Source organism: Terriglobia bacterium (assembly GCA_036496425.1).
GTDB lineage: Bacteria > Acidobacteriota > Terriglobia > 20CM-2-55-15 > 20CM-2-55-15 > 20CM-2-55-15.
The window spans coordinates 1-13393 of the sequence record DASXLG010000267.1 but is presented as its reverse complement, the minus strand read 5'-3'; the positions used below and the strand labels follow the sequence as shown (position 1 = coordinate 13393).

At 58.0% G+C, this 13393-nt stretch carries 16 protein-coding genes; 7 read left to right on the top strand and 9 right to left on the bottom strand.

Features of this window, described 5'->3' with window-relative positions; translation table 11 throughout:
* Positions 1-222 (top strand): prolyl oligopeptidase family serine peptidase (locus VGK48_19430; protein ID HEY2383352.1); only part of this gene is annotated, 222 nt, incomplete at its 5' end.
* Positions 197-817: a YceH family protein gene (locus VGK48_19425; GenBank protein ID HEY2383351.1), complete on the top strand. Its 621-nt coding sequence runs from the start codon at positions 197-199 to the stop codon at positions 815-817. The genes VGK48_19430 and VGK48_19425, both read left to right, overlap by 26 nt.
* Before the next feature lie 231 nt (positions 818-1048).
* Here the strand turns inward: VGK48_19425 and VGK48_19420 are convergent, their stop codons facing one another.
* Positions 1049-1471, bottom strand: coding sequence for an EVE domain-containing protein (locus tag VGK48_19420; GenBank protein ID HEY2383350.1), 423 nt, complete (start codon positions 1469-1471; stop codon positions 1049-1051).
* Positions 1472-1653: 182 nt separating this feature from the next.
* Here VGK48_19420 and VGK48_19415 point away from each other — a divergent pair, with 182 nt between their 5' ends.
* The 3 genes from VGK48_19415 (at position 1654) to VGK48_19405 (ending at position 4887) form a co-directional block, all read left to right on the top strand.
* Positions 1654-2343 carry an energy transducer TonB gene (locus VGK48_19415; protein ID HEY2383349.1) on the top strand — a complete coding sequence of 230 codons (690 nt, stop codon included), beginning with the start codon at positions 1654-1656 and terminating at the stop codon, positions 2341-2343.
* Positions 2344-2512: 169 nt separating this feature from the next.
* Entirely contained in the window at positions 2513-3577 is a 1065-nt protein-coding gene (locus VGK48_19410) for a PEGA domain-containing protein (GenBank protein HEY2383348.1), read from the top strand.
* Between the two features lie 8 nt (positions 3578-3585).
* Entirely contained in the window at positions 3586-4887 is a 1302-nt protein-coding gene (locus tag VGK48_19405; protein HEY2383347.1) for a tetratricopeptide repeat protein, read from the top strand.
* Between the two features lie 7 nt (positions 4888-4894).
* Here the strand turns inward: VGK48_19405 and VGK48_19400 are convergent, their stop codons facing one another.
* The gene (locus VGK48_19400; protein HEY2383346.1) at positions 4895-5566 is read right to left on the bottom strand and encodes a hypothetical protein; all 672 of its coding nucleotides are present in this window, start codon (positions 5564-5566) and stop codon (positions 4895-4897) included.
* Between the two features lie 62 nt (positions 5567-5628).
* Positions 5629-7191: a glycosyltransferase family 39 protein gene (locus VGK48_19395; protein HEY2383345.1), complete on the bottom strand. Its 1563-nt coding sequence runs from the start codon at positions 7189-7191 to the stop codon at positions 5629-5631.
* Positions 7192-7228: 37 nt separating this feature from the next.
* Here VGK48_19395 and VGK48_19390 point away from each other — a divergent pair, with 37 nt between their 5' ends.
* Positions 7229-7471, top strand: a complete 243-nt coding sequence (locus VGK48_19390) for a hypothetical protein (GenBank protein ID HEY2383344.1) — start codon at positions 7229-7231, stop codon at positions 7469-7471.
* Positions 7472-7544: 73 nt separating this feature from the next.
* On the opposite strand, the gene VGK48_19385 is transcribed toward VGK48_19390, so the two are convergent.
* From VGK48_19385 to VGK48_19370, 4 genes are read right to left on the bottom strand one after another with little or no spacing between them, the layout of a single operon-like run.
* On the bottom strand, positions 7545-8693 hold the full coding sequence (locus VGK48_19385) for a transglycosylase SLT domain-containing protein (GenBank protein HEY2383343.1): 1149 nt from the start codon (positions 8691-8693) through the stop codon (positions 7545-7547).
* Between the two features lie 55 nt (positions 8694-8748).
* A complete protein-coding gene (locus tag VGK48_19380; GenBank protein ID HEY2383342.1) occupies positions 8749-10098 on the bottom strand; it encodes an FAD-dependent oxidoreductase in 1350 nt (449 codons plus the stop codon).
* On the bottom strand, positions 10095-10826 hold the full coding sequence (locus tag VGK48_19375) for a class I SAM-dependent methyltransferase (protein ID HEY2383341.1): 732 nt from the start codon (positions 10824-10826) through the stop codon (positions 10095-10097). Before VGK48_19375 ends, VGK48_19380 begins: the two co-directional genes overlap by 4 nt.
* A gap of 4 nt (positions 10827-10830) precedes the next feature.
* Positions 10831-11250: a hypothetical protein gene (locus tag VGK48_19370; GenBank protein HEY2383340.1), complete on the bottom strand. Its 420-nt coding sequence runs from the start codon at positions 11248-11250 to the stop codon at positions 10831-10833.
* A 187-nt stretch (positions 11251-11437) separates the two neighbouring features.
* Here VGK48_19370 and VGK48_19365 point away from each other — a divergent pair, with 187 nt between their 5' ends.
* Positions 11438-12097: a septal ring lytic transglycosylase RlpA family protein gene (locus tag VGK48_19365; protein HEY2383339.1), complete on the top strand. Its 660-nt coding sequence runs from the start codon at positions 11438-11440 to the stop codon at positions 12095-12097.
* Positions 12098-12139: 42 nt separating this feature from the next.
* On the opposite strand, the gene VGK48_19360 is transcribed toward VGK48_19365, so the two are convergent.
* Positions 12140-13075, bottom strand: coding sequence for a TIGR01212 family radical SAM protein (locus tag VGK48_19360; protein HEY2383338.1), 936 nt, complete (start codon positions 13073-13075; stop codon positions 12140-12142).
* Positions 13054-13393, bottom strand: a 340-nt coding sequence (locus VGK48_19355) for a rhomboid family intramembrane serine protease (protein HEY2383337.1), incomplete at its 5' end; no start/stop codon positions are given. The genes VGK48_19360 and VGK48_19355, both read right to left, overlap by 22 nt.

Here is a 13393-nt window from a genome sequence, read left to right as displayed (position 1 = left end):
CCTTCCCAGGCCGAGACGATGATCGCGGCGCTCCGGGCAAAGAGCTTGCCGTTCGCGTATGTCGTATTTCCCACCGAAGGCCACGGCTTCCGCGAAGCCGCCAATATTCAGCGATCGATCGAAGCCGAGATTTACTTCTATTCCCGCATCTTCGGATTTACTCCCGCGGACCGGATTACGCCGGTCCAAATCGAAAATGAATCCCATATTAAACGACGTTGAAGTCCGTGTTCTGGGATCGCTGATCGAGAAAGAGATCACGACGCCCGATTACTATCCGCTCTCGCTGAACGCGCTGATGTCCGCGTGCAATCAGTCGTCGAACCGCAATCCTGTCGTTCATTTCGATGAGGCAACGATCGCGCGTGCATTGGACACGCTTCGCGAAAGGAAACTGGTTGTCTTTGTGGACCGGTCGGAGTCACGCGTAACGAAATATCGCCATATTGTTTACGAAGCAATGAACTGGGGCAGGCCCGCTATCGCCGTGATGGATGTGCTGATGCTCCGCGGTCCGCAGACCGTCGGCGAAATTCGAACGCGGACAAATCGTCTATATGATTTCCAGGGTCTCGACGAAGTCGAGATGGCACTGAACTCACTGATATCCGGTGAGCCGCCCTTGGTTGCGCGGCTTCCGCGGCAAGCCGGCCACAAAGAGACTCGATACGCGCATCTTCTGTCCGGCGAAGTTGAACTGATCGAATCGGAATCCCAACCGGAACCGGAACCCCAACTCGATCGCATCGGCAAACTGGAACAGGAACTCGAAGACCTCAAGCGGCAGTTTGCGGAGTTCCGGAAGCAGTTCGAATAAGGCTAAACCCTAGGGTTGCGGAGGGAGGAGAGCAAAAGGGGAACCGGGACGATTCCCCTTTTGCATCTTACAGGGCGACGCGGGTGACGGTATCACTTTGCTCGATCGCTTGAAACAGGAGGGAGGAAAGATTGATGCCAAACGAATGGACGAATCCTACGGCCGCTTTGCCTGGATCTATGACCTGGACGGGAATAAGATTGAATTCTGGCAGCCGCCGTCTGGAAAGCCCTAACGCCCTTCCACTGGACCCTCAGCAGCCATCTTTTCGATGCGGTTCCATTCATCATCGGTGACGGGCATCACGGACAGGCGTGACATCCGGACCAGCGGAAATGAGCTGAATGCTTTGTCCGCTTTCACCGCGGCAAGCGTCACAGGCGATTTCAGCTTCTTTACAGGTACGACGTCGATGGCATGGAGTTTTCCGTTCGCATCGTCCGGATCCGCGTAGGGCGCCGACGCGGCCTTCGCGATGCCCACGACGGCTTTCACGCTGCCGGTGTGATAGTAGAAAATCCGGTCTCCCTTGTTCATGGATCGAAGATGTTTTTGCGCCAGCGGATTCCGCACTCCGGTCCACGCCGTTTTGCCGTCGCGCACGAGGTCGTCGAAACTGTAGTGATCGGGTTCTTCTTTCATCAGCCAGTTCATGGATGCAACGTAACGCACATCCGTGCGGACGTCGAATGTTTATTGAAACGGACAAGCAATTCAACGTCTGTCTTACATGATGCGGCTTAGGGCATGCAGCTTCCCGTTGCATGTTCGACACGGCACGTTTGCGGCGGTCTGCCAGTTTGTCTGGTCTTTCCGCGTCTGTAGCCGGTCACGCTATGCTCGCCATTCTCTTTTGGCAATACAGGCCTCCTCCGCAGCGGTTCTCCAGAGTGCAGGTCGTCTATTCATCCGCTGAGCACCACGCGCTCTGGCTGCCGGAACCGGAAGAGAACACACCTTCCAAGGGCGGTTCGATTCCGCCTATCCTTCCGGCCGCTTCGGTGGGGCCAGTTAATGATCAGCCGGCCGGCGGGAACGATACGAACCCGCCGGCGGCTCCGTCGGAGATCGACACTTCCATCAGCGGTATTCTGGCATCGGAGTCTGGTTCCCCGGGATCGTTGCCGGGGCGCCTGCAAGACATGCCATACCTGCAAACCGGATCCTCGGATATCCCCGCGCCCGCGCCGCCCGAAACTGAACCGCAGCAGGCGTCTGTCGAGATTCCCAGCCATCTTGCGCCCCGGACACTGCGGGTGGAACCCGCGCGCCTGTTAAAGAAGATGATTCCCGTATATCCGCAAATCGCGCGAACGGCCAGAGTCGAAGGCGACGTGACCATTCAAGCGGACATCACCGAATCCGGCAGACTGGAAAACGTCAGCGCAATCGACGGCCATCCATTGCTGATCGATTCCGCCGTCGAAGCGGTTCGGCAATGGCGCTATGCCCCCGCCAGGTTAAATGGGGCTCCGACCCGTTCCTCCGTAAACGTCACAGTAAGGTTCAGGTTGATTTACCAATAACGGCGGATTTGCGTGTCTGCGAACTGCGTAGCGGCCCGGCAGCGCCGGGCTCTTTTCTGTCGAATTTCCACCAAGTTTATTGAACAAGCCGGTCCTTGAAAGCGCTAAGCCATTTCCCCTCAATGATTTCGCACTTATGGCCTGCCCCGTGCCAGCGCTTGCTTGCCATATGTCAAATCAAGAATTCACGAAGACAAATATTCAACAGGATTTGCGCGACGCGCGAGGCTTGATTGAGCAGGCCGGCAGCGATGAGGAAAAGCGGAAATATCGAAAGGCAGCCGAGATCATCCTGATCAAGGCGCTTCGCATGGATCCTGACAACGAAGAGGCCAGTATCCTTTTGCAGAGTGTCCGAGGCGTGCCCGTCAAGCTTGCGCCGGCTCCAGCTCCGAATCCGTCTCCGGCCCCGCCGCCACAGTTGCCACCACAGCCGCAGCAAGCTTTGCGCGACGATGATCTGTCGTTTACAGCCACTGCCACCGCGCCGCCGTTGTTTGCAAGCCTGGGGAGTGCAAAGAAAAAGCGATCGAAATCGAAGGTTCTGTTCGGAATGGTTTTCATTATTGCGCTCGGAGGCGGCCTGGTCTGGATTGAACAAACCCACGGGATGAGCTCCAGCACGGCATCCACCGCTTATACGCCTGGTCCAGGAACACAGACTGCGGATCAGTCGAGTCTCGCGGCATCCGTGTCTGAAGTTCCGGTCGTGCAGGACGCGAAGCTTTCCCTGACGCCGGAGGAGGTTTCCGCCGCTCCAACCGCCCCGCTCCAGGTTGCGGAAACAACGCATCCCGCTCCTGTACCCGCTCCGGTTCCTGCTGCGCCGGCGCCGCCTTCGTTCGGGAGACTCGCGGTGAGCTCGCCGACGGCGGCGGATATCTATCAAGGCGGGAAGTATCTCGGATCGACGCCGGCGACGCTGCAGTTGCCGGCAGGACAGCAAACCCTGGAATACCGTCATGGTGCGCTGCGCACTGTGATTACTCACGAGATCAAGGCCGACGACACCACAAGCGCGTCCGTCACCTTTCCAACAACCGTCCAGATCAATGCGAAGCCATGGGCTCATGTGTTCGTCGACGGCGCTTCGCGCCGCGAGCTGGGACAGACGCCCCTCAGCGGCATAAGCGTTCCGATCGGCGGCGTTCTCGTGTTCGAGAATCCGAATTTCACTTCGAAAACCCACCGGGTGACAGAAAACGACACGACAATCCAGGTGGACTTTCACTAGAGGTTTTTATGTTTCACATCGTTTTCGTTTTGTTAGCCGGTTTTCAGTCCCTGACCGGCCCTTCACCTCAGGCCGAAATTAAAGACGCCCTGGCCCATGCGGAGGCCTTATATTACAGCGCTCACTTCGGCGAGTCGGTTGAACTGTTGACGCGGATTGACCAGACGCTCTCGGAACAGCACGGAGACCTGAACGACAGAATCGATACAAAACTGCGTCTCGCGCTTGCGTATCTCGGCTTGAACGACAACGCGAAGGCAAAGTCCTCGCTCATGGAGCTCTTCGCTTTAAATCCGGATTACATGCTCGATGCCCAGCAGTTTTCGCCGAAAGTGATCTCGGTGGCGGATGACGCCAGATCCGAACAGGCGAAGGAGCGCTGCTATGCGGCGCAAACCGAGGCGCGCACCGACGTCGAAAGCGGGCAGACCGGCAAGTTTCTGGATCTGCTCCGGTCCGTGGGATCCAAATGTCCCGTCCTTGCCGCCCTGGCTCCACAGGCGGCGGAAGCGTTGTTCAGAACGGGCATGGCCTCTTACAAAGCAGGCGACTTCACCGGCGCCTTATCCAGCTTCGAAGCGGCCTTGAGTCTTTCGCCGGAACACGAACTGGCTCGAGAATATGCCGACCTTACCCGCGACAAATTGCAGGTTGGACAGGACCGGTTGCTCGGCCAGTGGCAGCGTGACTTTAACGCGCATGACCTGCCCGCGGCGGCCGCCGATTATCGCACCATCAAATCTGCCGCCGGTAACGGTGATACGAAGACGATCACTCAAGTGACGGAGGCGTACCGGAAAGCATTGTCCGGCCTCGTCGACAGCTGGAACAAAACCTGTGCAGGAACCGAGACCGCCAATATGAAGGCGATCCGGGGCCAGATTACAGATCTTCTCCCTGAACCGTCATTCGGCGAGGATCTCCGCAATCAGATGAAGCCTTGTGCGGAGGAAGCCAAGGTAGCCCTTGCTGCGGCGCAACCGGTCGTCACCAAGGTCAACACGCCGCAAGGCTGCATGGAGATGCAGTCGCCGCTCGCGATGGCCCGTCTGAAGACTCGCGTCGCCCCCGTCATCACAGACGACCTTCGAAACTACCTGAAGAACAAGGGAGGCGTACTGGTCCACGTGAAGGTGAGAATCGGCGAGACCGGTGACGTCACCGTGACGGGAGTGCAGGAGAGCAATCCGCTGCTTGCGAAGACCGTTCAGGACGCGGTGCGTCAGTGGAAGTTTACGGCGATCCGGGATACCACCGGCATCCGGTGCGTCGATACAGACATACCGCTTGCTTTGAAACTCGGCGAATAGCCGGCTACTACGGTGTTGCGCTCATGAAGCGGAGCCCCCGGAGATAAGACTCCAGCTCCGCCCGCTCGACGTTTTTGCGAATGACGACAGCCAACTCGGTATTCGGATCTTCCACGATCTTTGAGATGACCTGAATCAAGCCTTCGACTCGCGCCATCTCCGATTGAATCGCCTCCGTATCCGGACCCGGCTGTTTCGCTGCCGCAGGAGGCGGCGCCTGCCGGGCCTGTTCCAATGCCGCCCGCAGAGCGTCACATTCGGCTGCCATGTCGGCGAAGCGCTGTTGGGCGCGATTGCGCTCGGATTGCAGCGTGGCGCGATCCGCTTCCCAACGGGACGTCATTTCGGCGCCGGCGCGCTCAATCTGGCTCGTAACCTGGCGTTCCAGCGCGATTGCCGCGGCTTCATCCGAATCGGACAGCGCCTGTTCGTGCTCCCGCTTGATCTGTTCCACCAGATCCCGGGCACGCTCACATTCGACCAGCAGCCCGGCCCGCTCCGCCTCCCAGTTGCCGGAGGCCTCACGCAGCCGCTTCACTTCACCGGCATTCCGTTCAACTTCCTCATGGAATTCGGAATCCAATGTGTGAATGTCATTCATGGTCTGATCCAGCAGCCTGGCCAGCGCGGCCACTGTCTGGGCCAGACGTTCCGTCCCGCGCAATGTTGCTTTTGTCATAACTGTTTCCATAGGCGGGCGGATTATAACGTGGTGTCATCGCGGCGCAAGGGGTCAGATGGCTACGGGCGCCTGAAAAGATGCACCCGGCCGGTGGCGTCGGTTTTCGCACTGGCGGCCTCGATCCAGTTTTTCGCGAGCCATTTCCCGCGGGCGTACCACAGGGTGTCGCCTTCTTCGGTAATGACCCATCGGGCGCGAGGATCGATGCTGATCAGGCTCAGCCGCCAGGCCGGCGGATTCATCTCGGTGATAAAGCGGCGCATTGGAATTCCTGTAGCCCAGACGACGACGTGAACGATGCGGGTGTCGGTCAGGATGAGGCCGTTGTCCTGGGGCCGCGAATCGATGTCCGTCTTCAGTTTTTGTGCGACCTCCACAAAGGGCGGCATCCAGAAGCTCTGGTTATGGATGGCTTCTCGATAAAAAAGATTTCGAGTGAACTGGTCATCCGCGCCCTCATGGATCGCGGCCGGAGTCGGATCGGGCAACACCAGCGGCGCCAGCATCAACAACGCGAAGGCACGGCGCCGCTCCACCTGCCGCCAGACGATGAACACGAAGAGCGCGGCAAACAGCGGAACCGCCGCGGCCATGATCGTGCCATAGCGCACGTTGTATGTGGATTCGAGATCGTCTTTCACGACGCCCGGCAGCAGAATCGAAATGTTGTTGGTATAAAGGTTCAGGACATAGAAGCTGAACAGTGAAGCGCTCCCCACAATCATGACCAGAGCCGGACGCCAGTTGTAATGCCGTAACAGAAAGACCGCCAAAGCGAAGCCGCCGATACCCAGCCACAACACGCCGGGATTGAGGCTGTAGGCCACGTCGACGAAGTAGCGGACAGCCGAGTCCCACAAGTTGCCGGCCGTTCCAAATGCTTTTCCGGTGCTGTTTACCTGGGCCGATCCTGTGCCTAATGCGAACATCAAGGGGTCTTCAAAGTAAATCCAGTTGAAGATCATCCATAACAGCGGTCCAACCGAAGCGGCGCCCGCGAAAAGAATGGATGCTTCCAGGCGTTTTTTTCGGGTCACGATCGGCACCATGATGCAGGCCGCCGCAGCCAGGGCCCAGCCTTCATAGCGCGTCCAGGCGCCGGCAAATGCGAACAGACCGGCCAGAGCGAGGTCCTTCCAGGCCTCGTCCTGAGTCCAGCGGATCAGATAGTAAAGAAGCCCCGTCGCGCAACAGATCATGAGCGGCTCATTTTCCGGCGTGCTGAACAAATAAATGATGTGCGGATTCAAAGCGAAGAGCAGGAAAGCGACCCAGCCGACCACAGGTGCTCCGGTCCACGCATAGCCGGCGGAGTACAGGAAGAGGCTTGTTCCGATAAAAGAAACAATGCTGATCAGGCTGCCGGCTGCGCCATTTCTCCACAACGGGTCGATGGCGGCGAAAGGCGCCATCAAAATGTGCGGCAGCGGCAGCCAGACGGTGCCCAGTTGCCTCAAACCAGGCGCAGAATTATCGAACAATCCACGGGCTTTGTTGACGTGCGCAATCGCGTCGATATGAACGAAGGTCTCGTCATGATACAGAAAGTACAGGAATGCGTTGACAATGATCAGTGCGGCAACAAAGCCTACCAGAAGCCGGTCCCGCCTTCGTTCGTCCATTCGGACATTCTACAGTTATCCGCGCTATACTGGAGAGGTGGCACGTGGTTGGGAAAGTAAATCTGTAGAAAATCAAATCACTGAACGTGCAGCCGAAGGCCAGGATTCGAACAAGAAAAAGCCAAGCCGCCGCGAAATCGAACAAAAATCCAAAAAAGATGGAATTCTCCTCGCCCGCTCCCGAACGGTAACGGCGTTGGAGTCGACTCGCGATGGGCGCTATCGTGCGCTCTTGCAGCGCACGCTCGAACATCTGGATTCGGAGCTGCAGAAACTCTAGGCGTACTGTAAGCGCGGCCGCGAAGCGCAAGCGCGATAGCGCGCGGCCCTAAATTATGACCGCGCTTACAGCCCTAATGTACCAGTAGGATTTGACCGGCGTGAATAACCGAGTTACGCAGGTTATTTGTGTCCATCAGGTCCCGGACGCTTATACCAAACTTCTGCGCGATCTCGCCAAGAGTATCGCCCTTGCGAACCCGGTATTTGTCGTTGCTGGCCGCCGCGGTTTTCGCGGTTTGCGCCCGAGGCGCCGGCGTTTTCGACGCAACCCGAACGGGGGTGACACCCTGTTTCATTGAAGGCGTGTCCAGCGCGAGCTGCCCGAAATACTGCTCGTAGTTGTCGTAGACATCGATGGCCGCCAGGAATTCCGAATAAAAGTTCATCGAAGCGTACCCGAAGGCGGGGCCGCGGTATTCATTGATGACTTTGGTGATGTCGGAAGAGCCGACCTCGCTTTGCGCCCGCAGCATGCCGGCGCGGCCGTGGTTATAAGCCGTGATGGCAAGCGGCCAGGTTCCCAATGCGTTGTAATTGTCCATCAGGAGACGAGCCGCAGCACGCGTCGCTTTCGCGGGATCGAGGCGTTCATCGACCTTGCGGTTGACATTCATATACATCCGGCCGGTTCCGCGAGTGAACTGCCAGATTCCGGCGGCGCCTGCTGTCGAAAGGGCGCGGTTTTCGAAGGATGATTCGACGAATGGGAGCAGCGCAATTTCAGCAGGCAACCCCTGCTTTTCAAAAATCTGCTGGAATGCCTCGAGATAGCGGCCTGAGCGGACGACACCGTCGCGGAACCGCTCTTTGATTCCAAGCTGCGTATGGACGTTGTCCTTCAGATCGGCAAGAGATTCGTCCGTCAGGGGGACACCGTTCGCCATGATCGCGGAGCGGATTTGCTTTGCGTAAGAGCTTAGATTGTCCGGAGTTGCGAGATTGCCGCGGATCTCATCGATGGCCTGCTGAATAGCGTCGATTTTCGAATCCTGTTCGCCCCTGGCGGCGACGTCATATATGAGGTTGACGTGGATCCGGTCATGGATGATGACATCGTCCATGCCGTATTGCGTGTAAACCTTCTTCCAGAACTCGACGCGGTTTTCCAGACCTTGACTCGGAAGTTCCAATCGTTGGGCGACGGCCGGGGAAGCCAGCGCCAGTATTACTACGATTAATCGAGGAAGACTCAACCTCATGGCAATGCACTGCTCCTTCATTTTTGCTGCGCGCTGTCGCGCTTGCGCTTCGCGCCATAAACTGCGCGGCATTTTATCATAGAGCCAGATTTCGCAACACCGCTTGAGCGGCGATCAGCAAAGGGTCCCAGAGGTTCCCGTAAGGCGGCGAATAGGCCAGATCGAGCTGGGCCAGTTCGTCGATCCTCAGGCCGGCTGTGATCGCCGTAGCCGCGACGTCGACTCGTTTCGAAGCGTCGCCATAGCCGACGACCTGGGCTCCAACCAGCTTCCGGCCTTCCCGCTCGACGATCAGTTTCACCCAGATCTTCCGGGCCGCCGGATAGTATGCCGCGCGATCCAGCGCTTCGATCCGCGCCGAAACCACCGGCATGCCTTCCGCGGCCGCGTCTTCCGAGCAGAGGCCCGTTCGAGCGACCGCCAGATCGAAAACCTTCAAGACCGTGGTACCTAGCGCCCCGAAAAACTTTGCGCGCCCTGCAGCCATGTTCTCGCCGGCCACCCGGCCTTGCTTGGCGGCGACGGTTCCAATGTAGTTCAACACCGGCCGCCGCCGGATCGCACAGAACGTCTCGGCGCAGTTACCAGCCGCAAAAATCCCCGGCACGTTCGTTTCCATGTATGTGTTGATGGAAATCCCTCCCGTCACACCGGTTTGAATTCCCGCCGCTTGAGCGAGTTCCACGTTCGGTCCCACTCCGGTGTCCAGCAATACCATCTCAGCCGGAGCGATTCCCAGACCACTCGCGGCCTTCACGCCGGTCAATTTGTTGTCACTGCCGACCAGCGCGAGCACCTTGGCGCTTGTGGAAAGCCGGACGCCGAATCGCCGCAGTTCGTATTCGACGATCTGGGCCATGTCCGCATCGAGACCGGGGAGGACGTGAGCCTCACGCTCGTACAGGTGAACTGTCTTACCCAGGGCGTGAAGTGATTCTGTCATCTCCAGTCCGACATAGCCGGCTCCGATGATAGCGACGCTCTGGGTCTGTGGGAGGGCGTCGTGGATTCGAAGGGCGTCCTGGAGATTGGTCAAAGTGAATACGTTCCGGAGGTTCGTACCGGGGATGTCGGGCAATCGGGGTTTGACGCCGGTTGCGATCAGGAGGCGATCGAAGGAGACTTCCGTCCGTTCGCCCGTATCGGTTCGTGTGCACAACACTCGTTTGCGTCCCGGCACGATCTCATCGGCCTTCGTCTGATTCTGAACCTTGATGCCGCGCTCTTTCTGGAAAGACTCGGGCGTATACGAGATCAGATCGTCGTCGGTCACCATCTTCGCGAGGAAGTACGGAATGCCGCATGTGCTGTACGAGATGTCGGGGCTCTTCTCGAGGACGGTGATGTCGAGCCGCGGGTCGATCCGCTTGGCGCGCGCGGCCGCGGTGAGTCCGGCGGCGTTCCCGCCAATGATGAGAACTTTCACCGGTATTGCTCCCTCGCCTTGATCCAGGAATTGGGATCGCTTTCGCCGGTGCGTTCGATCAGGAAATGGGTTTCGTCTTCCGTCAGTCGTACACGCTCCAGTCCGGAAGCCTGCAGAAGTCCTTCGATTTCACCGCGTGTGAATCCCGCGCGGAGAGTTGTCTCGACATGCGCCCGCATGCGGCTGCCGTATCTCGCGGTATGCGTCTCGATGGCGCGCTGCATTTGAAACCGGCGCGGTCTCTTGAGATCGCGAATCAGGAGACCCCCTCTTGGTTTCAGAACGCGGCCCATTTCCTGCAGGACGGACAACGGATCGTCGAACACATGCAGTGTCGAGTCGGAGATGACGAGATCGAAATAGCCCGTCTTCAGCCGCATTTTCCGCGCATCGCCGACCTGGAAAAACGCGCGTTCTTCAAGTTCCCAGGCCGTAGCCGTCTCCCGGGCGCGATCGATCATCAGGCTCGATCGATCCATGCCGATGGCGTAAAAGTTTTCGTTCTGCCAGAGCACTTTGAGGACGATCAGCCCGACACGTGTGCCCACGTCGAGAATCATGCCGCCGTCGACGCCAAGTCCCAAAGCGCGTTTGACGAAATCGTCTTCGATTTTCGTGGCGTATTCGAGGGCGCGTGAATCGATGAAGGCATCGATCTGTTCGGCCGTTTCGAGCTCGGGAGATTCCAGCCGCGAGGAGTGTGTCAGCCGGGAGAGCAGAGCGCGCACGCGCCTACGCCCCGAGCACGCGATCGAGTTCCTCCATGAGGATGTTGTTCTCGATCATGTACTTCGCGTTCCTGTAAAACGCTACGACATTGAAGTACAACGATAACACCGCAAGCGCCGCATGAAGGATCGGCGGTGTCCAGGCGACATGCGTGTGCACGCCCCCGCCGATGATCATGGTTGCCATGGTGAAGAGCATCGCCCACAGAGCCGGAGGAAAAGCCTGCGCTTTGAAAACCTTCGTGCGCTGAACGAACTGAGGCCCCGAGGGCAGGGCGACCACCAGATCCTTGACGTGTTTGCCGGTGCCGATGAAGTAAAACATCGTCATGCTCTGCGACAGCGTCACGAGAAATGTCGTGAAGAAGCCTAAGAGCACATGCTGGGCGAGCGCCACTTTCACAACCCCGAACCCCATAAGCATCGTCGTGACAAAGCAAATAATTGATAAAAGAGCGGATGTCAGTAGTGCAAGAACCATGAACCGACAATTCTAGCGCAGTCGCTCACAAGCCATGTCGAAATCAAGTTTTGTACCAGCCGTGGGGCTCAGGCCGTCCCATCGCAGCAAACTGTTGTGGTGAAAGACGCCGGTATGTTATTACAGTTCCGTGCGTCGTCTGGCATTCGTTATCGCGTCGCTCGTTTTTCTGTCGGCTTGCGGGCACAAGAATGTTCGGGTCAAGGCGCCCCAGCCGGGTTCCATCTCACCCTCGGAACTGGAAGGCCTGGCATCCTACTATGCCGAGCCTTACAACGGCCGGAAAACCGCGAACGGCGAAATCTTCGACACCTACCAGCAATTGACGGCCGCGCATCGCACGCTTCCGTTCAACACGATGGTGCGCGTCACGAACAAAACCAACGGCCGCCAGGTGGATGTGCGGATCAACGATCGCGGGCCGTTTGTCAAAGGCCGGGTCATCGACCTGTCGTTGCTCGCTGCGAAACAGATCGACCTGGTCGGGCCGGGAATCGCACCCGTCAAGCTCATTGTGCTGAAGGAAGGCGAATTCGCGAAGGCGCCGATCCCGCCTGCGCCGTTTGCGGTACAGGTGGCTGCATTCGAGAACCAGAAGAAAGCCGAAGAATTGGCGAAAAAACTCGAGAAGAAATACATGGGTGTAACCGTTCAACCCACGTCTGCAGATAAGGTGTTGTACCGGGTTCGCATCGGCGAGCCCGATATGGAGACCGCAAACAAGATTGTCGCGGAACTTCGCAGCCACGATCTGAAGCCGTTCGTCGTAAGATTGGCAACAGAAGATTAGCCACAAAAGGCACAAAAGAGATCCCTTATGTGCCTTTTGTGGCTAATTTCTTTTTGAACCTTGCCGGATATTCCGCTCTTCGAAAATCCTCTTGATGTCCAGCACCAGGTCGTTCTTTGAACGCCCCCAATTCGGCGCGACCAGTAGCCCGAAGGGCGCTTCACCGAACATGCGCTCGATGACGATATTCGGATGGAGCCGTTCGACGAATTCACACAGCAAATCCAGATATTCCTCGTAGCCGAGTACACGAAACGGCTCGCGGGCATATTGAGCTGCGAGAGCGGTTCCCCGCACGACGTGAAGGTGGTGAATTTTCAAAGCGTCGATGCCGACGCGCGACATCTCGTCGGCCATGGCGAGCCATTGTGCGCGAGTTTCCCACGGGAAGCCGAGAATCAGGTGTGTGCCGATGTGGATCGAGCGGCCGCGCGTCATCTCGACCGCGCGCACAAACGCCGCATAATCGTGGCCGCGATTCACCCGCTTCAAGGTCTCGTCGTAAATCGATTCGACGCCGAATTCCAGCGAAACGAATGTTTGCTGTGCAATTTCATTGATCATCGCGATCTTTTCCGGATCGATGCAGTCGGGCCTTGTGCCGATCGCCAGGCCGACAACCTCGGGGTGATCGATGGCCTCGGTGTATAGCTGCCGCAAATATCCGGTTTCGGCGTAGGTGTTCGAGAAGGGCTGAAAGTAGATGATGAACTTGTGGGCATGGAATCGCCTGCGGACGTATTCGATGCCTTCCCGGACCTGATCTCGAATGGGGGCGGTCTTGATCGCCGAGGGTGGCCGGAACGAATTGTTATTGCAGTAGGCGCAGCCGCCGACGGCAACTGTTCCGTCACGGTTCGGGCAGGTGAATCCCGCATCGACGATGACCTTGTAGACGCGTTCGCCGAATTTGTCCTGAAGCCAGCGGTTGTACGAGCGGAAGCGTTCGGCCGGCTCTAGTTTCGCCAGCGGCGCCATTTTTGCTGATCGTCCTCGGGGCGGTGGCGATCGTTGTAGTAGACCTCGAACTTGCGGCGGAGACGGTTTCGCTGCCATCGATCGTACTTGGACCGCAGATCGGGAATCATGCGCCCGCGCTTGACATAAACGAAGCCGACGGCCATTCCACCGAGGTGGGTGATGTACGCGACGCCGCTGTTATTGTTGGAGATGGCGGACAGGAAGGTGATCGCCCCGAAGATGATCACGAACCACTTCGCGCGTATCGGGATGATCATGTAGAGGTAGATCAGCCGGTCCGGAAATAGCAGTCCATAGGCGACGAGCAGTCCAAAA

What these genes read in the sequence shown, in the direction of transcription:
- VGK48_19395 (HEY2383345.1), bottom strand. Translation starts at nt 7,191, where the DNA reads ATGGACGAACGAAGGCGGGACCGGCTTCTGGTAGGCTTTGTTGCCGCA.
- VGK48_19370 (HEY2383340.1), bottom strand. Translation starts at nt 11,250, where the DNA reads ATGCTTATGGGGTTCGGGGTTGTGAAAGTGGCGCTCGCCCAGCATGTG.
- VGK48_19405 (HEY2383347.1), top strand. Translation starts at nt 3,586, where the DNA reads ATGTTTCACATCGTTTTCGTTTTGTTAGCCGGTTTTCAGTCCCTGACC.
- VGK48_19385 (HEY2383343.1), bottom strand. Translation starts at nt 8,693, where the DNA reads ATGAAGGAGCAGTGCATTGCCATGAGGTTGAGTCTTCCTCGATTAATC.
- VGK48_19420 (HEY2383350.1), bottom strand. Translation starts at nt 1,471, where the DNA reads ATGAACTGGCTGATGAAAGAAGAACCCGATCACTACAGTTTCGACGAC.
- VGK48_19415 (HEY2383349.1), top strand. Translation starts at nt 1,654, where the DNA reads ATGCTCGCCATTCTCTTTTGGCAATACAGGCCTCCTCCGCAGCGGTTC.
- VGK48_19425 (HEY2383351.1), top strand. Translation starts at nt 197, where the DNA reads ATGAATCCCATATTAAACGACGTTGAAGTCCGTGTTCTGGGATCGCTG.
- VGK48_19360 (HEY2383338.1), bottom strand. Translation starts at nt 13,075, where the DNA reads ATGGCGCCGCTGGCGAAACTAGAGCCGGCCGAACGCTTCCGCTCGTAC.
- VGK48_19410 (HEY2383348.1), top strand. Translation starts at nt 2,513, where the DNA reads ATGTCAAATCAAGAATTCACGAAGACAAATATTCAACAGGATTTGCGC.
- VGK48_19400 (HEY2383346.1), bottom strand. Translation starts at nt 5,566, where the DNA reads ATGACAAAAGCAACATTGCGCGGGACGGAACGTCTGGCCCAGACAGTG.